The 21716-nt window shown below is 67.8% G+C and carries 20 protein-coding genes; 12 read left to right on the top strand and 8 right to left on the bottom strand.

Annotation, left to right across the window (positions count from 1 at the left end; genetic code table 11):
• Positions 1–41 precede the first annotated feature (41 nt).
• Entirely contained in the window at positions 42–839 is a 798-nt protein-coding gene (locus tag C1737_RS05280; protein ID WP_102417794.1) for a hypothetical protein, read from the top strand.
• Between the two features lie 59 nt (positions 840–898).
• A complete protein-coding gene (locus C1737_RS05275) occupies positions 899–2410 on the top strand; it encodes an FAD-dependent oxidoreductase (protein WP_199182783.1) in 1512 nt (503 codons plus the stop codon).
• Between the two features lie 6 nt (positions 2411–2416).
• Here the strand turns inward: C1737_RS05275 and C1737_RS05270 are convergent, their stop codons facing one another.
• From C1737_RS05270 to C1737_RS05260, 3 genes are read right to left on the bottom strand one after another with little or no spacing between them, the layout of a single operon-like run.
• Positions 2417–2965, bottom strand: a complete 549-nt coding sequence (locus C1737_RS05270; protein WP_142393426.1) for a tat pathway signal sequence — start codon at positions 2963–2965, stop codon at positions 2417–2419.
• 24 nt (positions 2966–2989) lie between these two features.
• Positions 2990–4033, bottom strand: coding sequence for a bifunctional 2-polyprenyl-6-hydroxyphenol methylase/3-demethylubiquinol 3-O-methyltransferase UbiG (locus C1737_RS05265; RefSeq protein WP_233214665.1), 1044 nt, complete (start codon positions 4031–4033; stop codon positions 2990–2992).
• A gap of 51 nt (positions 4034–4084) precedes the next feature.
• A complete protein-coding gene (locus C1737_RS05260) occupies positions 4085–5257 on the bottom strand; it encodes a glycosyltransferase (RefSeq protein ID WP_102417429.1) in 1173 nt (390 codons plus the stop codon).
• 370 nt (positions 5258–5627) lie between these two features.
• On the opposite strand from C1737_RS05260, the gene C1737_RS05255 reads away from it, so the two are divergent.
• The 4 genes from C1737_RS05255 to C1737_RS05240 all read left to right on the top strand — a co-directional run bounded on the left by C1737_RS05255 (position 5628) and on the right by C1737_RS05240 (position 9365).
• Positions 5628–6968, top strand: a complete 1341-nt coding sequence (locus C1737_RS05255; RefSeq protein WP_102417428.1) for a PPE domain-containing protein — start codon at positions 5628–5630, stop codon at positions 6966–6968.
• A 187-nt stretch (positions 6969–7155) separates the two neighbouring features.
• On the top strand, positions 7156–7929 hold the full coding sequence (locus C1737_RS05250) for a C39 family peptidase (RefSeq protein WP_102417427.1): 774 nt from the start codon (positions 7156–7158) through the stop codon (positions 7927–7929).
• 228 nt (positions 7930–8157) lie between these two features.
• On the top strand, positions 8158–8439 hold the full coding sequence (locus C1737_RS05245) for a DUF732 domain-containing protein (RefSeq protein WP_102417426.1): 282 nt from the start codon (positions 8158–8160) through the stop codon (positions 8437–8439).
• A gap of 80 nt (positions 8440–8519) precedes the next feature.
• Entirely contained in the window at positions 8520–9365 is an 846-nt protein-coding gene (locus tag C1737_RS05240; protein WP_102417425.1) for an MOSC domain-containing protein, read from the top strand.
• A gap of 28 nt (positions 9366–9393) precedes the next feature.
• Here C1737_RS05240 and C1737_RS05235 read toward each other — a convergent pair whose 3' ends face one another.
• The gene (locus C1737_RS05235; protein WP_067919695.1) at positions 9394–9648 is read right to left on the bottom strand and encodes a hypothetical protein; all 255 of its coding nucleotides are present in this window, start codon (positions 9646–9648) and stop codon (positions 9394–9396) included.
• A gap of 269 nt (positions 9649–9917) precedes the next feature.
• Here C1737_RS05235 and C1737_RS05230 point away from each other — a divergent pair, with 269 nt between their 5' ends.
• Both C1737_RS05230 and C1737_RS05225 read left to right on the top strand, forming a co-directional pair.
• Positions 9918–10475 carry a general stress protein CsbD gene (locus C1737_RS05230; protein ID WP_067919696.1) on the top strand — a complete coding sequence of 186 codons (558 nt, stop codon included), beginning with the start codon at positions 9918–9920 and terminating at the stop codon, positions 10473–10475.
• A 26-nt stretch (positions 10476–10501) separates the two neighbouring features.
• Complete coding sequence (locus C1737_RS05225) at positions 10502–11176, top strand: IF2 family translation initiation factor (protein ID WP_102417424.1); 675 nt, start codon at positions 10502–10504, stop codon at positions 11174–11176.
• A gap of 4 nt (positions 11177–11180) precedes the next feature.
• Here the strand turns inward: C1737_RS05225 and C1737_RS05220 are convergent, their stop codons facing one another.
• Together C1737_RS05220 and C1737_RS05215 are read right to left on the bottom strand one after the other, a co-directional pair.
• Entirely contained in the window at positions 11181–11858 is a 678-nt protein-coding gene (locus C1737_RS05220; protein WP_067919709.1) for a cutinase family protein, read from the bottom strand.
• A 115-nt stretch (positions 11859–11973) separates the two neighbouring features.
• On the bottom strand, positions 11974–12747 hold the full coding sequence (locus C1737_RS05215) for an enoyl-CoA hydratase/isomerase family protein (RefSeq protein WP_102417422.1): 774 nt from the start codon (positions 12745–12747) through the stop codon (positions 11974–11976).
• A 115-nt stretch (positions 12748–12862) separates the two neighbouring features.
• Here C1737_RS05215 and hrpA point away from each other — a divergent pair, with 115 nt between their 5' ends.
• Both hrpA and C1737_RS05205 read left to right on the top strand, forming a co-directional pair.
• The gene (gene hrpA / locus C1737_RS05210; RefSeq protein WP_102417421.1) at positions 12863–16768 is read left to right on the top strand and encodes an ATP-dependent RNA helicase HrpA; all 3906 of its coding nucleotides are present in this window, start codon (positions 12863–12865) and stop codon (positions 16766–16768) included.
• Positions 16769–16880: 112 nt separating this feature from the next.
• Positions 16881–18374 (top strand): FAD-dependent monooxygenase, encoded by a 1494-nt coding sequence (locus C1737_RS05205; RefSeq protein ID WP_255413375.1) that lies wholly within the window; start codon positions 16881–16883, stop codon positions 18372–18374.
• Here the strand turns inward: C1737_RS05205 and C1737_RS05200 are convergent.
• Complete coding sequence (locus tag C1737_RS05200; RefSeq protein WP_102417419.1) at positions 18371–18553, bottom strand: hypothetical protein; 183 nt, start codon at positions 18551–18553, stop codon at positions 18371–18373. The two genes, C1737_RS05205 and C1737_RS05200, sit on opposite strands and share 4 nt — an antisense overlap.
• A gap of 162 nt (positions 18554–18715) precedes the next feature.
• Here C1737_RS05200 and zwf point away from each other — a divergent pair, with 162 nt between their 5' ends.
• Together zwf and C1737_RS05190 are read left to right on the top strand one after the other, a co-directional pair.
• A complete protein-coding gene (gene zwf, locus C1737_RS05195; protein ID WP_102417418.1) occupies positions 18716–20215 on the top strand; it encodes a glucose-6-phosphate dehydrogenase in 1500 nt (499 codons plus the stop codon).
• Between the two features lie 44 nt (positions 20216–20259).
• Positions 20260–20700 carry a nuclear transport factor 2 family protein gene (locus C1737_RS05190; RefSeq protein WP_102417417.1) on the top strand — a complete coding sequence of 147 codons (441 nt, stop codon included), beginning with the start codon at positions 20260–20262 and terminating at the stop codon, positions 20698–20700.
• A 48-nt stretch (positions 20701–20748) separates the two neighbouring features.
• Here the strand turns inward: C1737_RS05190 and C1737_RS05185 are convergent, their stop codons facing one another.
• Positions 20749–21672: a class I SAM-dependent methyltransferase gene (locus tag C1737_RS05185; RefSeq protein ID WP_102417416.1), complete on the bottom strand. Its 924-nt coding sequence runs from the start codon at positions 21670–21672 to the stop codon at positions 20749–20751.
• Positions 21673–21716: the final 44 nt, after the last annotated feature.

Here is a 21716-nt window from a genome sequence, read left to right as displayed (position 1 = left end):
TTTTTAAACCGGCGCGTGCGGGCGCGGGGATCATGGGGGTCATGGCCGACGACGAACTCGACCGTCTTTATTGGGCGCCGCCGAAGGACTTCGTCGCGGAGCGCACCAAATTGACGGCCGCGGCCAAGCGCCGCGGGGACGAGGCCGCCGCGAAGCGGATCGCCGCAGCCAACAAACCGACCACCGCGGCGTGGGTCGTCAACCGACTCGCACTGCGGCACACCGACTCCGCACAGCGCCTGGGGGGCCTGGGGGACCGGCTGCGCGCCGCGCACGCCGCGATGGACGGCCAACGTATCCGCGACTTGTCCGCCGAGCAACATCGGCTGATCGACGAACTCACGCGGGCAGCACTGCAAGCGGCCGACGTCAGCAACCCGTCCTCCGCCGTGCGCGACGACATCACCAGCACGCTGCAAGCCGCCATCGCCGAACGCGAGGTGAGGGAGCGGCTCGGCCGGCTGGCCCGCCCCGAGCGGTGGTCGGGTTTCGGTGATTTCGGCGCGGCGGCGCCGGTGGCGACGCGGACAGAAAAGGCGAAGGAGCCGGCGACGCCTCCGCGGCCCGCGCGCGACGCGGCCAGGGAGCGGCGGCTGGGAGAACTGACCGCAGCGGTGACCGCCGCCGAGCACCGGAAGGCCGATGCCGACGCCAGGCTGTCGGAGCGTCGGGCCGAACGGGACGCGTCCCGGCAGCGGCGTGAGCAGGCCGTCGCGGCTCTGCGCACGGCCGAACGCGACCTCGAGCGCGCCGAACAAGGCTACGAGCGGGCCAAGGAAGCCAGTCGCGCCGCGGGGGAATCGGTGAAAGCGGCGAGAGCACGGTTGAAGCGGGCGTGACGAGGGCGGCCGGCCCGCGGCGGGGTTTCCCTTGTTCCCGCGAGGGTATTAGCCCACCCGTGACGTCTTTATGGTTGGACAACCGAGCCGAACAGCCTTGGGCCGCAAGCGAGCTTGACAAGGGCCGCCGTTCCGCGGATGTCATCGTCGTCGGCGCCGGCATCACCGGGCTGATGACGGCGGTATTACTGGCCCGCGCGGGCAAGGATGTGCTGGTGCTCGAGGCGCGCACGGTGGGGGCCTGTGCGACGGGAAACACCACCGCAAAGATCAGCCTGCTGCAGGGCACCCACCTGTCGAAGATCCTGCCCAGGCATGGCACGGAACTGGCGCGTGCGTACGTGGAGGGCAACCGCGAGGGCCAGGACTGGGTGGTCGACTACTGCCAATCGCATGACATCGCGGTCCAGCGTGAGGACGCCTACACCTATGCCCAGTCGGCCAAGGGGGTGCCGTCCGCCCGCCTGGAGCTGACGGCGTGCCAGGCGGTTGGGCTGCCCGCGGTCTGGGACGACGACGCGGGGGTCCCGTTCCCGTATCACGGCGGGGTGCGCCTGCCCGACCAGGCGCAATTCGATCCCATGCCGTTCCTGGACGCGCTGGCCGGCGAGCTGCTCGGCCGCGGTGGCCGGCTGGTCGAGCACACGCGGGTCCGGCGGGTGTCAAGCCGCGGGGACCGGGTTCGGGTGCACGTCAACGACGCGGTCCGCCGCGACGCGGAACTCGAAGCCGGCCAGCTGGTTCTCGCGACCGGTATCCCGATCCTGGATCGCGGCGGATATTTCGCGCGCGTGAAGCCGAGCCGGTCCTACTGCTTGGCGTTCAAGGTGCCGGGCAACATCACCCGGCCGATGATGATCTCCACCGATTCGCCGACGCGCTCGGTGCGGTATGCGCCCGTCGCGGACGGGGAGCGGCTGATCGTCGGCGGGGCCGGCCACACCGTAGGCCGCAAGAAGAGCCCCTCGAAAGCCCTCGAGGAACTGGCGTCGTGGGCCCGCCAACACTACCCGGGCGCCGAACAGACACATTTCTGGTCGGCGCAGGACTACACCCCCATCGACCAGCTGCCCTACGTCGGACCCATCCTGCCGAATACCCAAACCATCTTCGTGGCAACGGGTTTCAACAAGTGGGGCATGACCAACGGGGCCGCCGCGGCGTTGGCCCTGTCGAGCCGCATCCTGGGCGGACGGATGGACTGGGCCAAAGCCTTCGCCAGCTGGAGCCCGCACGAGCTGACCGGGCTGCCCACCGCCATGCAGTTCAATGCCGAGGTGGGATTCGATCTGGCCAAGGGCTGGATCACCCCCCTGCTGCGCACCGGCCGGCGCAGCCCCGGCCCCGACGAGGGCGGCGTGGTGAGCGGGCCGCCGTGGCATCTGGAGGCGCATTGCCGTGTCGACGGCACGGAGCATGTCGTTTCCCCGGTGTGCCCGCACCTCGGCGGGATCGTGAACTGGAACGACGCCGACAAGGCGTGGGAGTGCCCCCTGCACGGGTCGCGGTTCGCGCCGGACGGCACCCTGCTGGAGGGGCCGGCGACCCGCGACCTCACCGCCGCGAGCTGAGCGGCATCACACCTGACGCCACGACGGCTGGGTGGCGTCCATCAGCTGCATGTCGACGGGTCCCATGCCGAAAACGGCGATCACTGCGGGGTCGGGTCGGTCGGCCGGAACGCCATCGTAGTGCGGAGTGCGGGCAACCCGCTTGACGTAACCGCCCGGCCCGACCGGGACAGCGTCCTGGGGTTCAAAACCGTTGCCGCTGTTGACAAACCACGTGCCGGACACCACGACCTGAATCCGGTCGGTCGCATAGGTGTGTGGCGCGCTGAACCAACCCGGATTCCACCTCATCATGACCAGATAGGGTCCCGGCCGGTCGAAGTCGCCGTACAACACGGCCATTTCCCCGCTGCGCGGGGGCAGATTGCCCCAGGGCCGGAAACCAATGTCCTGGTAGGGGAGGACGAACGTCTCGGCGGGGTCGGGGCCGGTCTTCGGCGGCGGCGACAACTGGATGTCTCCCACACCGTCCGCCTTGTCACCGGCCGCCAGCGCCGCCAATAACAGGGGCGTTGCCAGCAGCAGCGATCGCCGGTTCGGTTCCATATCACTCATGGGTGCAACGATATTCGACTTTGTTCAGGTCGACTTCTCGTAGACCAGCCAGCGCAACTCGATCGGCGAGCGCTCGCGGTCGACGTCGAACACATCGAGCCCGTTGGCCCATCCCTCGAACCAGCCCGTGGGCGGCCAGCCGCCCTCGGGCAGGTGGGCCTTCTCGTATTCGTAGGCGGAATCGTCGGCAACCAATTCGAAATCAAGACCGTCCGCCGCACCCGCCATCTGGTCGCGGGTGTAGATCATGGTGTTGCACTGCTGGCCGAGTTCCATCGCGACGTTGTCCGGAACATATCCCTCGCGCGGCAAGAAGGCGTTGAACACCAGACGCCCGCCGGGCGCCAGACAAGCGGCGGCGAGTTCGAACATGCCCCGCAACTCATGGGTCGTCCGGAAGTCGGGCACCACCTCGGAGAGCACCATCAGCTGGTATTCCTCGTGGACGCTTTCCATCGCGGTGAAGACATCGCTCTGAATCACCCGCACTGCCAGCGCTTCGCGCTCCGCCTCCGATTGCATGACATCGGCAAGCTTCGACGCCATCTCGACCGCGTCCACCGGGTGGCCGCGACGGGCGAGGGCCAAAGCGTTGCGCCCGGTTCCCGCACCCACGTCCAGCACGCGGTAGGTCGTCGGATCGGGTGCCTCGGCGGCCAGCGCCAGCACGCGCGCGTCGGGCTCGGTGCCGAACAGCGGCGGCGGACGGACGGCCACCCACTCGTCGTAATCGGCGTCGAGGCTGCGCCATTCGGCTTTGACCCGAAAATTCACGCTCGTCCCGAAGGGGGCGTTGAACGAGATGACAATGTCGGACCGGGGCGAAGCCTTGAAACCCTTCGCCAGCTCCGCCTCGAGGGTGGCCCTGAGCTGAGACGACTGTTCGGGCGTGTACCAGACGCCCAGGGTGGCACAGACGTTGCCGCACAACTGGACATATTCGTCGATCAACGCGGGCACTGCGGGCACCCGGATGTGCCCCTCGGCCATCGATCGGCGATACAACCGCCTGACTATCGCTTCGTGAAGCATCGACGGATCGAAGGGGTCAGAAGGCTGATCCTGCACCAGAACCTTCTACACGACCCGGCCGCTTAGCACCACTGAAGGTCGCACCGATCAGCCCGAGCGGGCGACGCCTTCGAGGAGGTCGGCAGCCATCGCGACACTTTCGGCGGGCTTGGTCATCGCGGTAGCGAGCTCGCGTGCCCGCGTGGCATAGTCCGCGGCGAACAGGGACCGCAGATCCGCGATGAGAGAATCGTAGGTTGATTCCGAAAAAGGTCTGGCCATGCCCACGTTTAACTGGCTGACCGCGGAGGCCCAGATCGGCTGATCGAGCCAAAGCCAGAGCACCAACATCGGGACCCCGGCCCGCATGCCCGCGGCGGTGGTACCCGCGCCCCCGTGATGCACGATCGCGCGGCATGTGGGGAAAACGGCGCCGTGGTTGACCGCGTCCACAATTTTGGTGTGGGCCGCCCGCGTGACGTGGCTGAAATCGTTTGGGCCGCTGCAAATCAGCGCTCGTTCGCCCAACTGTTCGCACGCCCCGCTGATCACTGCGACCGTTTCCGCGGGCGATGTCACCGGCGTACTACCGAAGCCGAAGTAAATGGGTGGCGTCCCGTCGGCGATCCACGACAACACCTCGTCGTCGACCTCGGCGGGCATGTCCAGCGTCAGCGACCCCACGAACGGCCGCCGCTGCCCGGATGTTGCCCACTCGCTGGCCAACTCGGGCACGCAAATCTCATAGTAGGTCTGGATCTCCAGTACGTCCCGAGTCAATGATCCGGCAGCTTCGGGTAACCCCAGCGCCTCGCGCTGCAGGCCTTCGGCCACATTCGTCACCTGCTCCTGGTACCCCCCGAGTTCCAGTGCCAGTGCGGGGAAAAAATGCAGCGCGGCGAACGGCATTCCGTAAAACTCTGCGACGTTGGCCGCCAACCGCTGCTCGTTCATGCCAGCCACCAGTAAGTCGGCACCCTCTGCTAACGAAGCCAGCGCCGAGTTCTTGCCCGCCCACACCTGGTTGACGCGCTCCATGAGTTGGGGCAGAGCGCTGATCGGATCCTGAACACGGTGCACGAAATCTGTCGTTTCGGTGATCTGCTGTCCTGTGTCGGGCCCGTAAGCGACGGCGTCGAGACCGGCCGCCTCGACGAAGCCGAGCATGTCGGGCGGGACCGCCATGCGCACCTCATGCCCGCGGCGGAGCAACTCGCGACCGACGGCGGCGCAGGGCTCGACGTCGCCCCGGCTGCCATAGCCTGCCAGCACAATTCTCATCAACGACCTCACTCACGGTGGTGGTATCGATCCAAGCAGACCATCCGCATCGGGACCGTGCGGCGGGGAACTCGCTGACGCCCTGCGCGCGTCCCGCGCCGATGACAGGCACGCGTGCAATAACGGCGGTAACTTATCGGTGACCGTCGGCGCCCACAGCGCGCTATTCCAGGTCAGAGGGGCATGTCGAAGCGATTGAGACGTCCGCCGCGCGGTCAGGGGGTGACAGACGGTCGTCGGCCGTTGCCAGACCTGTAGTACTTAGAAGGATCACGATTTGTTTGCTGTCCGTTGGGCTATCCCACAACGGCCCGTTGCAGGCCGTTAACGCTGTGGCCGCCCACTGAACCGTCCGGAGGAGACCGACTAAATGGATTTCGCAGCGCTGCCTCCGGAGATCAACTCGGCCCGGATGTACACCGGGCCTGGGTCGGCACTGACGCTGGCCGCCGCGATGGCCTGGGACGAGCTGGCCGTCGCACTGCATTCCGCGGCGGACGCCTATCAGGCCGAGATCACGGCCCTGACCGGTGGGCCCTGGCTGGGTCCCTCGGCGGCGGCGATGGCGGCCGCGGCCGCCCCCTACGTGGCCTGGGCGAGGACCGCCGCGGCGCAGGCGGAGCAAACGGCCAATCAGGCCAGAGCCGCTGCCTACGCCTACGAGGCGGCCTTCGCGGAGACGGTGCCGCCCCCGGTCGTCGCGGCCAATCGCAGCCTGCTGATGTCGTTGATCGCGACCAACGTCTTCGGGCAGAACACCCCGGCGATCGCGACCACCGAGGCGCAGTACTCGGAGATGTGGGCGCAAGATGCCGCAGCCATGTACGGCTACGCGGCGTCATCGGCGGTGGCAACGCGATTGACGCCGTTCGCCTCGCCACAGCAGAGCACCGCGCAGGGCGGGCCGGTGCGGCAAGCGGCCGCCCTCACCCAGGCCACCGGCACCTCGGCCGGGAAGGTGCAGAGCGCCCTCTCCTCGACGCAGCAAGCCTTCGCCGCGACGCCCAATGCGCTCACCAGCCTCGCCAGCCCCCTCGATTTCGGCTTCGGCGGGCGAGACCTGTTGGGACTGCTGGCCGACTTGAGTGCGGTGTTCGCCGATCCAGAACTCGGGTCCGCGGGACTCGCCTCTTCCTTAGTGGCCCTTCCCTACGACGTTGCCGGAGCCCTGACCGGTTTCCACACGGACGACATCGTCAGCGGCTGGGCGGGCGTCCAGTCCTGGCCCGGGTGGGCGCCCATTCCGCCCACGCCCTTCCCGGTGATCACCAACCTGGCGGGGGGATCGGTGGCGACGGCGAGCCTCGGCGAGGCGCACATGGTCGGCGGATTGTCGGTACCGCCGGCCTGGGCGGCCGCCGCGCCGGCGATCCGCCCGTCCGCCCTCGCCCTGCCCGCCACCAGCGTCGGCGCGGCCGCCCAGGCGTCGTCCAGCGGCTCCGGAAGCCTGTTCGGTGAAATGGCCGCGGCGAGCATGGCCGGGCGCGCGATGGCGGGCACGGGCACCGCTGCCGTTACGGGACGTGCCGAACGGTTCAGGACCGCCACGCAAAAGGGAACGCCGGACGCCAGCACCGCGTCCCAGGCCCCCGCTGGCGGCCCGATCACCAGCATCGCCGCCGAACTCCGCGAGCTGGCATCCCTGCGCGACGCCGGGATCATCACCGAAGACGAGTTCATCGAGCAAAAGCAGCGCCTGCTTCCGCACTGAGGCCGTCCGCGGCGAGACATTCGCGTGGCGACAAAACGCGTCCAATATCGACAGATGTCATCAGCAATTGTTTCGTGTGATTTTTGTATGTCGGTGCGTTCTTTCGAGAGGCCGTGTCACCGATACGCATTAACTGCTACCGTGTGAAAGCTTTCAAGCTTTATTGATCGAACCTCGACGAGCATTCATGTCCACCTCCCGGATCACGCCCGCGGTCGGCACCGCGGTGCTCTTGGCGTGCGTGGCTCTGACAGGTGTGGCGCCGCTGTCTTCGTGTCGTCCGTCGCCACCGGCACCGCAAGCCATCGCGTCGACGACGATTGCCGGCAGCGCTCCCAGCAATCAGCCACCGTCGCAGGCGGCCGGCGGGGCGCCGCCGGGCGGAAACGGTATCTACGGTGACCCCGGCGCGGCTGCCGAGTTCTGGCAACCCCAGTCGCTCGAGGACAATTGCGGGCTGATGGCCGTCGCCGACGTGGTCGGTGAGATCACCGGTCACGCGCCGACGGAACAGCAGATGATCGCACTGGGGGAGTCGACGCCTTCGCAGACCAACCCCGGACCCGTCTACGCACCGCGCAGCGACCCGAGCCACACCAACGGCAACGGCGGCATCGAAATGGCCGACGCGGTGGTGCTACTCGACCACTACGGCATCAAGTCCGAAATGATCTATTCGGACCATCCGGATCAAACCGGATTACCCGCGCTGGAGCGGTACCTCGCCCATGACCGGAAGGTCATCGCCTGGGTCAACTCCGCGGTCATCTGGAACACCAGCGACCAGCGGACCAAGGCCGACCACTTCGTGGTGGTGACCGGGATCGACACCAACAACCAGATCGTCCACCTCAACGACCCCGGGGCCGAGCACCCCGACGAACAGGTCGCGATACCGGTCTTCACGACGGCGTGGCAAACCGGTCAGGAGTCGATCATCGTCACCGCGCCCGCCGGCTGAACACCCCGCCGTCCGTGACCGGAAGTCGCCAAACTCGTCGATCGATGCTCACGCTGCACCCACCAGAAACACGTAACACCGGCCCGGTTTCATGGGTGAGCAATTTGCCCAATTTTAATATTCGCCGGCAGCGCCGACTCATATACTGGCCGCAACTCGACTCCGACAAGAAAAGAAGGGCACGAAATGCTTCCTCCGCGTTGGCTGGCTAAATTGACAATTCCCGTTATGGTTGGCGCTGCCCTCACCGCAAGCCCCGCGATCGCATCGGCCGACGCCACGGACGACGCGTACTTGGCGAAACTGCACAACCTCGGCTTCTCGTGGCCCTCGTCGAGTGACTCCGACATGATCGCTCTAGGGCATGCGGTCTGCTCCGACCGGATGGCCGGCAAAACACCGGACGCCATCGCCGCGGACCTGCACTCCGGCATGAGCTCCAAGGGCTTCACGTTCGCCGACATGACCGGTTGGGTCAGCGCGGCGGAATCCACCTACTGCCCGGGCTGATCTTCCTCACCACCGGCCTGAGCCCTTCCCGCATACTCTGAGCGGGACAGTTCGTGTGGGCTCGCCGAGTGAGGGTGGCAGTGCAGAATTCGACGGCCTTTCGGGGCGCCGCCGCGGCCGGCCTGCGGGTGGAAGGGCTGCTCCGGTACCCGGTGAAGTCGATGCTCGGCGAAACCGTACCTAGCATCTTCGTCGACGAGCACGGCGCGGAGGGCGACCGGCGACTCGCGCTGTTGGACACCGCAACCGGTCACGTGGCGAGCGCCAAGAACGCCAGGCTATGGCGGGGCCTGCTGAAGTGCACCGCCAACCGAGAGGCTGGGCGGGTGACGATCGGTCTGCCCGACGGAACCAGCATGGCGGTGGACGATCCGGGCATCGACGAATTGCTCTCGGGGCTGTTGGGAAGACCGGTCCGACTGATCACTCAGCGCCCGGAAGGCGCCACGCTGGTGCGCCCGGACCCGGAGAAGTTACTGGAGCTGGGCTTGGACGCCGAGGTCGGCGGCCGCATCCTTCAGATCGCCCAGGCCACCCCGGGTGACGCATTCACCGACGAGGCCCCACTGCACGCGATCACCACGGCCACGCTGGAACACATCGGCGTCGAAGCGCTGCGGTACCGGCCCAACATCGTGATCGGGACGCCACCGGGTTACCCGCCGTACGCCGAAAACGACTGGGTCGGAACGGAAATCGTCGTCGGTGATGCACGCCTGCGCGTGCTGACGGCCACGTCACGATGCGTGGTGCCGACGCTTGAACACGGCCCACTGCCGCGCGCTCCGCAGGCGCTGCGCACGCCGGCGGCCGAGAACCGTTGGGACACCGGCGGTCATGGCCCTCAGCCGTGTGCGGGCGCCTATCTGGCGGTGGCGGCGGAAGGCGTGATCCGCGTCGGTGACCGCGTCACCGTCGGCGGATAAGCGGGGGCGCGGCCGTGGACGCGATTATCTAGGTTTCCGCGTGCGGGGTGGGGCTTTGCGCAGACTCCCACTTCGACGCCAGCGACCTTCTCACCGTGGTGCCGGCGGCCAGGTCGAGCTGGAAGGTCTCCCCGTCGTCGTCCTGCAACGTCACGACGTAGCGTTCGCCGGTGGCGTCTTTGAACACCACTTTGTAGGGCCGTTCACCAGAGCCGCGGTCGACGGCGATGATGTCGCCAGGGCTGACGTCGTCGATTGGGGCGTTACCCGAGACTTCGGACATACCGTCGACGGTAGCCGATCCGTCGATTTCAGGATTTTCGCCCGGCGTGATGCCGGCGACGGCACCGGCGACCGGCCCGCGGCCCCGGTAGAGGGCATGACTTTCGTTGTCGCGCTTGATGACTCGTCAGTAGCGGACGATCCGAGGCGTTCCGGTGTGCGCGTGACCCAGGTCACACGGGTGTTTGATCTGCGGCATCGGTGGAACCACTGAGCGTGACACCAACGAACGAACTCAGTGCTTGGCTAACGCCGCGAGGAGACTGCCGAATGAGCGAACAGAACAAAGCCGACGAAGCGCGTAGGGGCCTGATCGATTCGGTGAAGGGCAAAGCGAAAGAGGTCTTCGGGGCGGTCACCGGCAACGAATCGCTGACCGCCGAGGGTCAACTCGAGCAAACACAGGCGCACGAGCGGAAGGAAGCCAACGCGATGGAGGCCGTCGCGGAGGCTCAGGCCAGGCAGGCGCAGGACGACGCTGCCGAAGCCCGGGTGGAAGGCGCCCAACAGCGCGTCGCGGCGAACGCGCAGGCCGTTGCCACCGAGGAGTCGATCGAGGCTCGGCAGGCGGCCCAGAAGCACGCGGCCGAGCAGGCCGCGCGGCAGCGGGCGACCGCCGAGAAGACACAGGCCGAGCTGGACGCACAGCACGAAATGCAACGGGCGAAGGCCGACGAGCGAGCCGAGATTCGTGACGCCTCCGAGGAAATCGTCGACGCCGTCGCCGAGCACCAGACATCGGTGCAGGTGGCCCGCAACGACGAGTCGGAGGCCGACCGTCTTCGCCGCGAAGCTCAGAACGTGACCAACGAAGCCGACCTGCCCTGACGGCGGGCCATACCCAGGAGAAGTTGATGAAGATTTCCGAACTCCCGTTCGCCGTTCTGCGGTTTCACTACCAACTCGCCCGTGTCCCGTTGCAGCTCATCGAGGACCAAGTCGTCACCCGCATCCCCGACGAGGCACCGGCGCGCCTGCTCTTCGAGCGCTCACTCGGCATGCTGGACACCACCGTCGGTAATGCGCTCGATGACCCGCGACTCGTCGAGCGGGGTACGGCGCTGATCGAGCGCAGCGACGCGCTGGGCCGTGCCGCGCAGCTGGATGCCAAGGCCGCGACCCGCAGGGAACGGGCCGACGCAAAGCTGAAGGACGCCCGCGATCAGGCGATCGAGGAGCGGGAGGAAGCGCAGGCGGCCACGCAGCAAGAGGTCAAAGAGGCGCGCAACTCCGCCGAGCAACGCAAACGGGAGGCGGCGCAGTCGGCTCAGCAGCGGAGCGCCGCGGCCAAACGCCGGGCCGACGAGGCGGCGGACCGGCAGAAGCAGACGGTCGAATCGGCCAAACGCCAGGTCGAGACCAGGACTCAGGCCGCCGAGAAGGCCGCATCCAAGGCCGCCGCAGCGAAGACCGATGAGGCCGAGGACAAGCTGGGCGACGCCGCCGACAAGCGGTCCGAGGCCGACCGGGTCGCGCACCTGGCCGCCGCCGAGCGGCAACAGCGGCAAGAGGAGCGGGCGAACGACTGACGCGTCAGACGCGCGGCGCCGGCCCCTGGTTGATCTTGTTAGCCGCGAACGTCGCGGCCTGAGCGGTCATCCCTGCGTCGATGTAGGACACGTGCGCCATGATGTTGCCGCCTCCCGAGCAGATCGGGTCGTCGGGGGCGCACAGGCTGATGGTTTTGGATCCATACGCGGGGTTGATGGTCGGCAGCGGCTGGCCGCCCCACAGCATGGTCGAGAACCCACTGGTCGGCTCGCCGAAGAGGGCGACGGCGGCGACGTGATCGGCGACCGAGGCCGGCATCGCGTTGGTGGCCAGATCGATCACCGTCGAGCCTTGCGAGTATCCGCCGAGCACGATCCTCGAGTTCGGGCAGCTGGCCACGGTGTCCTGGATATGGGTGCTCGCGTCGTTGGAGCCGGCGTTCGCGCTGTTGTGGTAGTCGTCATTGGCCGGGTAGTTCACCGCGTAGACATCGACGGACTTGCCGCCGAGCTGCGACGTCAGCGAGTCCACGAATGCCTGGCCGATGTTGCCCAGACCGGGCTCCTGGTGGGTGCCGCGGGCGAACACCACCGAGACGTCGGTGCACGGATCGGCAACGGCCACGGGAGCGGCTGAAGATCCCCACAGGGGTGCGCTCAGCCCCGCCCACATCGCCACGACCGGGACGCCAACAATGCGAGCAACTCTCCGTGCAGTCATGCCGAAATCCTGTCACATCACCGGGCGCGCCGGCCCCGGCGGTAGGCGCTCCCATCAGCATGTGAGCGCATCCGGCCGAGTCACGTTGCGGCGCAACGCAATCGCTCAGCCACAGCTAGTGGCCGCGCCACTGGGGCTTGCGCTTCTCGGCCCAGGCCCGAAGTCCCTCGGCTACGTCCTCGGTCGCCCCTGCCACCTTGCGCATGGTTTCGCCGAAGCGGACGGATTCGACCCAGCCCATGTCCGCCGTGCGCCACGCCACCTCCTTGGTCGCACGCTGGGCCAGGGGGGCGGCCTCGGTGAGGATGCGGGCCCACGCTTTGGCCTCGGCCTGCAGCTGATCCGCTTCGACGAGCCGCCAGACCAGGCCGATCTCCTTGGCGCGCTCCGCGCTCATCGGCTTGCCGGTCAACAGCAGCTCCATTGCGTTGGCCCAGCCGACCCGCTGGGGCAACCGAATGGCCCCGACGATGGTCGGCACGCCGATCGACACCTCGGGAAAGCAGAAGCTGGCCTCCGTGCTGGCGATGACGAAGTCGCAGAACAACACCCCCGTCAATCCATAGCCGATGCAAGGCCCGTGCACGGCGGCGATGGTCGGCTTGAACAGCTCCATCCCGCTTTCGAAGGAGTTGACCGTCGGCTTCTCCCAGAACGTTCCGCCGAAGGTGCCGACCGAGCCCTCGCCGTCCTTGAGGTCACCACCCGCGCAGTAGACACTGCCGTTCGCGGTCAGGATCGCGACCCAGGCGTCCAGGTCGTCGCGGAACCGCTCCCAGGCCGCGTTGAGGTCTTGGCGGAGCGACCCATTGATGGCGTTGCGAGCCTCGGGACGGTTGAGGGTGATGGTGGCGATGTGGTCGTCCAGCTGATAGGTGACGAGGCTCATGGGCTAACCCTAGGGCGCCGAGTGTGGGCCCTAGGGATGAAAACTGGCGGGAATTCGTCCACGGGCCCCACGCTCGGCGGCGGGATGCGTCGAGCGCACGCCTATCCTGGCCGAAATGGCCGAACTGTCCCGCGCGGAACTGCGCACGCGCCTTGACGGTCTGACCACCCGCGACGCCGCGCGCCTGGGCAGGCGCCTGAAGAACCTGCGCGACGCCAAACCCGACAAGCTGCGCCACCTCGCCGAGGAGATCGCCGGGGCGGAGGCGCTCGTCGCCGCCCGGCAAGCCGCGGTGCCGACCATCGCCTATCCCGACCTCCCCGTCAGCGCGCGGCGCCGGGAGATCGCCGATGCGGTGCGAGCGAACCAGGTCGTGGTGGTCGCCGGCGAGACCGGTTCGGGCAAGACCACGCAGCTGCCCAAGATTTGCCTCGAGGCCGGCCGCGGCGTTCGCGGAACCATCGGACACACCCAACCGCGGCGGCTGGCCGCCCGCACGGTCGCGCAGCGCATCGCCGACGAACTGGGCAGCCCCCTGGGCGAGACGGTCGGCTACACCGTGCGATTCACCGATCAAGTCAGCGACCGAACCCTGGTCAAGCTGATGACCGACGGTATCCTGCTGGCCGAGATTCAACGCGACCGCCGCCTGCTGCGCTACGACACCCTGATCCTCGACGAGGCGCACGAGCGCAGCCTGAACATCGACTTCCTGCTGGGTTACCTGCGCGAGCTGCTGCCGCGCCGCCCCGACCTGAAAGTGATCGTCACCTCGGCGACCATCGAACCGCAGCGTTTCGCGGACCACTTCGGGGGCGCGCCGATCGTCGAGGTGTCCGGGCGGACGTACCCGGTCGAGATCCGGTACCGACCGCTCGAAGTCCCGGTGTCGGGCGGTCCCGACGATGACCCCGACGACCCCGACCACGAGATCGTGCGCACCGAGACGCGTGACGAGGTCGAGGCGATCGTCGACGCGATCGGTGAGCTGGAGGCCGAGCCGGCCGGGGATGTCCTGGTATTCCTCTCGGGTGAACGCGAAATACGCGACACCGCAGAGGCATTGGGCGGACTGAAGAACACCGAGGTGCTTCCCTTGTACGCCCGGCTGCCGACCGCCGAGCAGCAGAAGGTGTTCGCACCGCACACCGGGCGCCGCGTCGTGTTGGCGACCAACGTGGCCGAGACGTCACTGACCGTGCCCGGCATCCGCTACGTCGTCGACCCGGGCAATGCCCGTATTTCACGCTTCAGCCGTCGCCTGAAGGTGCAGCGGTTGCCGATCGAACCGATCTCCCAGGCGTCGGCCGCGCAACGGGCGGGCCGCTGCGGCCGGGTGGCGGCCGGTGTGTGCATCCGTCTCTACTCGGAGGAGGACTTCGCGGCCCGTCCGCGCTACACCGACCCGGAGATCCTGCGGACCAATCTCGCCGCGGTGCTGTTGCAGATGGCGGCCCTGGGCCTCGGCGAGGTCGAGAGCTTTCCGTTCCTGGACCCGCCGGACCGGCGCAGCATCCGCGACGGCGTGCAACTACTGCAGGAATTGGGGGCTTTCGACGCCCAGGGCGCCATCACCGAACTCGGCCGCCGCCTGGCGCGGCTGCCGGTCGATCCTCGGCTGGGCCGGATGATTCTGCAGGCCGAGACCGAGGGATGCGTGGCAGAGGTGCTGGTGCTGGCCGCGGCGCTGACCATCCACGACCCGCGGGAGCGGCCCACCGACCGCGAGGACGCGGCTCGACAGAAGCATGCGCGTTTCGCCGACGAGGACTCCGACTTCCTGTCCTACCTGAACCTCTGGCGCTACCTAGGGGAGCGGCGTAAGACCCTGTCCGGCAATCAATTCCGCCGGATGTGCCGAGATGAGTTCCTGCACTATCTACGCATCCGCGAGTGGCAGGACCTGGTCGGGCAGCTACGCGGCATCGCGCGCGACCTGGGCGTTAGCGAGTCTGGCGACCCGGCCGACCCCGCACGGGTGCACGCGGCGCTGCTGGCGGGGTTGCTGTCGCATGTCGGCATGCGCCGCGAGGACGGGCGCGAGTATCTCGGCGCGCGCAACTCGCACTTCGTCCTCGCGCCGGGCTCGGCCCTGACCAAACGGCCGCCCCGCTGGGTGGTCGTGGCCGAACTGGTGGAAACCAGCCGCCTCTACGGGCGCACCGCCGCGCGCATTCAGCCGGAGGTCGTCGAGCGCGTCGCGGGCGACCTCGCGCAGCGCTCCCACAGCGAACCGCACTGGGACCCCAAGCGCGGCGAGGTGATGGCCTACGAGCGGGTGACGCTGTACGGCCTGCCCCTGGTTGCGCGCCGCCGCGTGGGTTACGCCCGGATCGAGCCGGCGGTGGCGCGGGAGTTGTTCATCCGGCACGCATTGGTGGAGGGCGACTGGCAGACGCGTCATCACTTCTTCCGCGACAACGCTCGGCTGCGCGCCGAGCTCGAAGAACTGGAGGAGCGGGCCCGCCGCCGCGACCTGCTCGTCGGCGACGACGAGGTCTATGCGCTCTACGACGCGCGCATCCCGGCCGACGTCGTGTCGGCGCGGCACTTCGACGCGTGGTGGAACAAGCAGCGGCACAACACCCCCGAGCTGCTGACGTTCACTCGTGACGACCTGTTGCGCACCGGAGACACCGCCGACACCGAGCGGCCGACGGCCTGGCATTCGGGCGATCTCAGCCTGCCCCTGACCTACCGGTTCGACCCCGGCGCCCCCGACGACGGCGTCACGGTGCACGTGCCGATCGACGTGCTCGCGCGGCTGGGTGGTGACGAGTTCGCCTGGCAGGTGCCGGCGCTGCGCGAGGAGCTGGTGACCGCCCTCATCCGCTCCCTGCCAAAAGACCTGCGCCGCAACTTCGTTCCCGCGCCGGACACCGCCCGCGCAGTGCTCGACGGGATCGATCCGGCCGGCGAGCCGCTGCTGGAAGCGTTGCAGCGCGAGTTGCGCCGTCGCACCGGCGTTCTGGTGCCCATCGACGCTTTCGACCTGGACAAGCTGCCCGCGCATCTGCGCGTGACCTTCGCGGTCGAATCAGCCGACGGCACCGAGATCGCCCGCGGCAAGAACCTCGATGCGCTGCAACAACGGCTGGCCGCGCCCGCCCGCCGGGCCGTCGCGCAGGCGGTCGCCGGCGAGCTGGAACGAACGGGCCTGCGTGCCTGGCCCGCCGACCTGGACGCGCTGCCACAAGTCGTCGAGGAGACGATCGACGGACGCACCGTACGGGGCTTTCCCGGTTTCGTCGACGCCGGTGGCGTGGTCGACCTGCGGGTGTTCGCGACGTCGGCGGAGCGGGACCACATGCTGGGGCCGGGCCTGCGCCGATTGGTGCGGCTCAGTGCGGCGTCACCGATCAAAGCCGTTGAGCGACAACTGGCCCCGCGAACACGGCTGGCACTGGGGTCGAACTCGGATGGCTCGCTGACCGCGCTGCTCGAGGACTGCGCCGACGCCGCGGCCGACACGTTGATACCCGGGCCGGTGTGGACCCGCGACGACTTCACCACGCTGCGCGAGCGGGCCGGCAAGAACATGGTGTCGGCGACCACCGACATTGCGGCCCGCGTGGAGCGGGTGTTGGCCGCCGCCCAGGACGTGCAGCTGCTCCTGCCCGACCAGCCGCCGCTCGCGCAGAGCGACGCGATCGCCGACATCCGCGCGCAGCTGAACCGGCTCTTGCCGCCGGGGTTCGTTACCGCCACCGGACGCGCCCACCTGGCCGATCTGACCCGCTACCTGAACGCGATCCGCCGGCGCCTCGACCGGCTGCCGCACGGGATCGACGCGGATCAACAGCGGATGCTGCGGGTGCACGCCGTCCAGCGCGCCTACGACGAATTGCTGCACGCGCTGCCGTCCGCGCGGCGGGCGGCCGACGACGTCCGCGATATCGCGAGGCAGATCGAGGAATTGCGCGTGAGCCTGTGGGCGCAACAGCTGGGCACCCCACGGCCGGTGAGCGAGCAGCGGATTTACCGAGCCCTCGACGGGCTGTGGGAGCGTCCGGCGGATTAATCCCCTCCCACTCTCAACCTATAGCGCACTGGGGGGCTTGCGGCAAGGCCCGGGTGATGCCGCACAATCGCTGGCCGAAGTCCGTTTTCGCTGTTACCGGGGGTGGGAATTGTTGTCGCACAGGAACGTCGACCATGGGGTGCTGGTTGTCGGGGGAGGCCCGACGGGGCTGATGTTGGCCGGTGAGCTGGCGTTGGCGGGGGTTGATGTGGCGATCGTCGAGCGGCGCGCCGACCAGGACCTCGTCGGCGCCCGCGCGGGGGGTTTGCATGCGCGCACCATCGAGGTCCTCGACCAGCGGGGAATCGCCGATCGGTTTCTTGCCCGCGGTCAGGTCGCCCAGGTCACCGGGTTCTCCCAGATCCGTCTGGACATCAGCGACTTTCCCACCCGGCATCCGTACGGTCTGGCGCTGTGGCAGAACGAGATCGAGCGGATACTCGCCGACTGGGTGCACGAGCTGGGGGTGCGAGTGTACCGCGGATGCGAGGTGACCGGCCTCGCCCAAGACCATGGTCGCGTGGGCGTTGCGTTGTCCGATGGGCGATCTCTCCAAGGGGAGTACCTGGCGGGCTGCGACGGCGGACGCAGCGTGGTCCGCAAGGCCGCAGGCATCGACTTCACCGGGTGGGAACCGACCACCAGTTATCTGCTCGCCGAGGTCGAAATGGATCCGGGCACAGGCGATTCGCCGGTGTGGGGGATCCGTCACGACACGGTCGGGGTTCATTCGCTGGCCGCGGCCGACAATGGGCGGGTGCGGGTGATGGTCACCGAGCAACGCCTGGGCCCCGCGAGCGAACCCAGCCTGCGTGAGCTCCGCGAGGCGCTCATCGCCGTCTATGGGACCGACTACGGGATCCACAGTCCCGCTTGGCTTTCCAGATTCACCGACACGGCCCGGCAGGCCGCAACCTATCGCGCCGGGCCCGTCCTGCTCGCCGGTGACGCCGCGCATGTCCACCACCCGATCGGCGGACAGGGCCTCAATACCGGCGTGCAGGACGCGGTCAACCTGGGATGGAAGTTGGGACAGGTGGTCAACGGAACATCGCCGGACAGCCTGCTCGACACCTACCACGCCGAACGGCACCCGGTCGCCGCGCGGGTGCTGAAGAACTCGATCGCGCAGATGGCGCTTCTTCGCCCGGACGACCGCACCAAGGCCTTGCGCGACACCATGTCCGAGCTCCTCGAGATGGACGAGCCCCGCAAACGGTTCGCCGGCATGATGGCCGGCCTGGATATCCACTACGACTTGGGCGACGGGCACCCGCTGCTCGGACGCCGCATGCCCGACCTCGACCTGACCACGAACGACGGCCCGCTGCGGGTTTTCACGCTGCTCCACCGGGCCCGGCCGGTGTTGCTCAACCTCGGTGAACCCTGCCGTTTCGACGTAGCCTCATGGGCGAACCGGGTTCAGCTGATCGACGCGCAATATGCGGGTACGTGGGAGCTTCCGGTCCTCGGCGCGGTCGCGGCTCCCGACGCGGTTTTGATCCGGCCGGACGGACATGTCGCCTGGGTCGAGGGATACGGCGGTTGCGCGCTTGGCGACGCGCTCGACGCGTGGTGCGGCGACTCGCGCTCTTCTAGCTGCTAGTCCGGCGGTTCGTCGCCCGAGCCGCGGGTGGGGGTGCGTTCCCGGTCGCTGGGCTTGCCCGCAACGCCCTCGGCCTCCCGGTCGTCGGCGACCTTCTCCTCGAGCTGGTCGACGATGTCCTCCAGCTCCTGAGAATGACCGCGCAGGTCTTTGTCGGGTTTCGTCATATTACTTCCCATTGACTGTGGTCGGGTGCCGTGCCGTCGGTATCCAGTACCCCGTCAGCCTGGTGGTAACCCGGTGGGGGCCTGTGATCCTCGGTTCATCTTGGTCCACGTCGGGTTGACCAGCTGGCGGTGACGGACGCGACATAACGCCGCGGCGGTGGAAGTATCGCACTTGTGGCCGACAAAAAACCGCAGACCATCTCTTACCCGGCGGCCGACGGACGCCCCCGCCGCCACCAGACCGAACGACTCGACCCCCACGTCATCGTCCTGTTCGGCGCGACGGGGGATCTGGCCAAACGCAAGCTGATCCCCGGTCTGGCATACCTGGACCAGTCCGAGCTCGCACCCGATATCCATATCGTCGCAACGTCGCTGGAAGACCTCAGCGACGACGAATTTCGCGAGATCGCCAAAGAGGCGATCGATTCGTTCGGCACGCACAAGCTCTCGCCCGAACAGTGGGCCAACTTCGCGAAGATCGTCACCTACGTCCCGCAGGGCGCCGGACCGGAAGCGCTGGCCGCGGCGGTCGCCGACGCCGAGGCCGAACTCGGTCCCGATGTCCGGCGTCTGCACTACCTGTCGGTGCCGCCGAAAGCCGCGCGTCAAGTCATCACCATGCTGCGCGACGCCAATCTCGTCGAGCGCTCGAGGGTGGTGATGGAGAAGCCGTTCGGGACCGACTTCGCCAGCGCGGTGGCGCTCAACGACTTCGTGCACGAAACGTTCGAGGAATCCCAGATCTTCCGCATCGACCACTTCTTGGGCAAGGAGGCTGCCCAGAACATCTTGGCGTTCCGCTTTGCCAACGGCCTGTTCGAGCCGATCTGGAACCGCAACTTCATCGACCACATCCAGATCGACATCCCCGAAGCCCTCGGCCTGGATCAGCGGGCGAACTTCTACGAGGAGACCGGCGCCTACAAGGACATGGTCGTGACCCACCTGTTCCAGGTGATGGCGTTCGTGGTCATGGAGCCGCCGACGGCCCTCGAGCCCTTTGCCATCAGCGAAGAAAAGAACAAGGTGTTCCGGTCGATGCTGCCGGTCAAGCCGTCCGAAGTGGTGCGCGGCCAGTACAACGGATACCGCGACGAACAGGGTGTGGCCAAGGACTCCGACACCGAGACGTTCATCGCCCTCAGGGTCGGCATCGACAACTGGCGCTGGGCCGGCGTGCCGATTTATCTGCGCACCGGCAAGAAGATGGCCGAGGGCATCCGCATCATCTCGATCGCGTTCCGGGAGGCGCCCCGGACGATGTTCCCGCCCGGCTCAGGGGTCGGGACTCAAGGTCCGGATCACCTCACTTTCGACCTCGCCGACAACTCGAAGGTGTCGCTGTCGTTCTACGGCAAGCGGCCGGGCCCCGGCATGAAGCTGGACAAGCTGTCCATGCAGTTCTCCTCGCAGGAGATCGACACCGTGGTGGACGTGCTGGAGGCGTACGAACGGCTCATCCTCGACGCCATGCGTGGCGATCACACGCTGTTCACCACCGCCGAGGGCATCGAATCGTTGTGGGAGCGTTCGCAGGAACTGCTCGACGACCCCCCGCCGGCGAAGATGTACCAGCCGGGCACCTGGGGCCCCAACGCCATTCATCAATTGATCGCACCCAATGCGTGGCGGCTGCCGTTCGAGCGCGAGTGGCGGGACGTCAGGGGCTGATTGCACCCCGGTTAGCCGGATCCATCCCGGGCAACCCAGGGCATATGACGAATAAGACCAACACCAGAGATGACGTCGCCAGCATCCAAGCGGTAACTCATGCATGGGAGAAGGCACTCGCGGAGCACGATGTCGAGGGGCTGCTGGCCTGCTATGCGCAGGACGCGGTACTGGAAAGCCCGGTCGCCGCTCACATACTCGGCGGCCCGGGGGTATGCCGGGGTCACGATGAGCTGCGTCCCTTCCTCACCGAAGTCGTTGCTCGTACACCCGATGAACGCCAGTACCACCGCGCCGGATTCTTCACCGATGGGCACCGCGCGACGTGGGAATACCCGCGCGAGACCCCGAACGGTCCCCAGATGGACTTCGTCGAGGTCATGGAGATTGACGACGAACTGATCACCGCCCACCGCGTCTACTGGGGATGGCGGGGCGTTCAGATCCTCATCAACGATGAGTACCACCGGGCAGACGGAAGCTAGGGGCGTGAACTCCCTCCGCTTTCCGCAGCCCACCGGAGGAGGCCGCGCTCAGCCCCTTTCGGCACTGATGTAGGTGACGGCGCCCCGGAAAGTCTTGAAGATCTCGCTGTCGGGAACGGCGAAGCCGTAGTCGGCGTACAGCCGCTCGGTGGGGTAAGGGGTGACGACCCAGCCGGTGGCGGCCAGGTGCTCGCCGGCGGGTTGGCGTTCCCCGTGCCACACCAGTTCGGCGACATCGATGTCCAGCCCGTGCTTCCGCCACGTGGTGCGCATCGCCCGGGCTCGCTCATCGCTGAACACGCCCATGTCGGTGATGTTCTCGGTCGCCAGCCGGCTGCCCGGCGCGCTGAGCGCGGTGATGTTGTCCAACAGCCGGTCCTGTGCCTGCGGTGGCAGGTACGGGAGCAGACCCTCAGCGATCCACGCCGTGGGGGCGGCGGCGTCAAAGCCAGTCTCTCGTAGGGCTTTTGGCCAGTCCTCACGCAGATCGATACCCACGGTTCGGCGTTCGGCGGTCGGTTCGGCCCCGATCCGGGCCAGCGTGTCGCCTTTGAACGCGATGACCGCGGGCTGATCGACCTCGTAGACCACCGTGCCCGCCGGCCACGGCAACCGGTAGGCGCGAGCGTCAAGTCCGGCCGCCAAGATGACGGCCTGACGTATGCCCGCCGCGGTCGCCGACGTCAGGAAGTCGTCGAAAAACTTGGTGCGCACGGCGATCTGCTCACGACGCTGCTGCAGCGTCAAGGGCATGTCGTCGCTGTCGAGCGGGATCTCGCCGTCCAGCATGCGGACGAAGAACGGGTGGCCGACGGCGCGCACCAAGGGCTCGGCGAACCGGTCGTCGAGCAGCGGGTCCGGCGCACGGGAGGCCAGCGCCCGGGACGCGGCAACCATCGTCGCGGTCGCCCCGACGCTGGAGGCCAGATCCCAGCTGTCACCCTCGGTGCGCGCGGAGCCAAGTGTTGACATTCGCTACTCCCTCCCGGGATTGCGCCGCCGCGGCGGCCAATTCG

Origin of the sequence: Mycobacterium sp. 4858 (assembly GCF_900240975.1) — a bacterium.
Lineage (GTDB): Bacteria > Actinomycetota > Actinomycetes > Mycobacteriales > Mycobacteriaceae > Mycobacterium.
This window is presented reverse-complemented; position numbering and strand designations above follow the sequence as displayed.

What these genes read in the sequence shown, in the direction of transcription:
- C1737_RS05280 (WP_102417794.1), top strand. Translation starts at nt 42, where the DNA reads ATGGCCGACGACGAACTCGACCGTCTTTATTGGGCGCCGCCGAAGGAC.
- C1737_RS05270 (WP_142393426.1), bottom strand. Translation starts at nt 2,965, where the DNA reads ATGAGTGATATGGAACCGAACCGGCGATCGCTGCTGCTGGCAACGCCC.
- C1737_RS05260 (WP_102417429.1), bottom strand. Translation starts at nt 5,257, where the DNA reads ATGAGAATTGTGCTGGCAGGCTATGGCAGCCGGGGCGACGTCGAGCCC.
- C1737_RS05255 (WP_102417428.1), top strand. Translation starts at nt 5,628, where the DNA reads ATGGATTTCGCAGCGCTGCCTCCGGAGATCAACTCGGCCCGGATGTAC.
- C1737_RS05250 (WP_102417427.1), top strand. Translation starts at nt 7,156, where the DNA reads ATGTCCACCTCCCGGATCACGCCCGCGGTCGGCACCGCGGTGCTCTTG.
- C1737_RS05245 (WP_102417426.1), top strand. Translation starts at nt 8,158, where the DNA reads ATGGTTGGCGCTGCCCTCACCGCAAGCCCCGCGATCGCATCGGCCGAC.
- C1737_RS05235 (WP_067919695.1), bottom strand. Translation starts at nt 9,648, where the DNA reads ATGTCCGAAGTCTCGGGTAACGCCCCAATCGACGACGTCAGCCCTGGC.
- C1737_RS05230 (WP_067919696.1), top strand. Translation starts at nt 9,918, where the DNA reads ATGAGCGAACAGAACAAAGCCGACGAAGCGCGTAGGGGCCTGATCGAT.
- C1737_RS05225 (WP_102417424.1), top strand. Translation starts at nt 10,502, where the DNA reads ATGAAGATTTCCGAACTCCCGTTCGCCGTTCTGCGGTTTCACTACCAA.
- C1737_RS05220 (WP_067919709.1), bottom strand. Translation starts at nt 11,858, where the DNA reads ATGACTGCACGGAGAGTTGCTCGCATTGTTGGCGTCCCGGTCGTGGCG.
- C1737_RS05215 (WP_102417422.1), bottom strand. Translation starts at nt 12,747, where the DNA reads ATGAGCCTCGTCACCTATCAGCTGGACGACCACATCGCCACCATCACC.
- hrpA (WP_102417421.1), top strand. Translation starts at nt 12,863, where the DNA reads ATGGCCGAACTGTCCCGCGCGGAACTGCGCACGCGCCTTGACGGTCTG.
- C1737_RS05200 (WP_102417419.1), bottom strand. Translation starts at nt 18,553, where the DNA reads ATGGGAAGTAATATGACGAAACCCGACAAAGACCTGCGCGGTCATTCT.
- C1737_RS05190 (WP_102417417.1), top strand. Translation starts at nt 20,260, where the DNA reads ATGACGAATAAGACCAACACCAGAGATGACGTCGCCAGCATCCAAGCG.
- C1737_RS05185 (WP_102417416.1), bottom strand. Translation starts at nt 21,672, where the DNA reads ATGTCAACACTTGGCTCCGCGCGCACCGAGGGTGACAGCTGGGATCTG.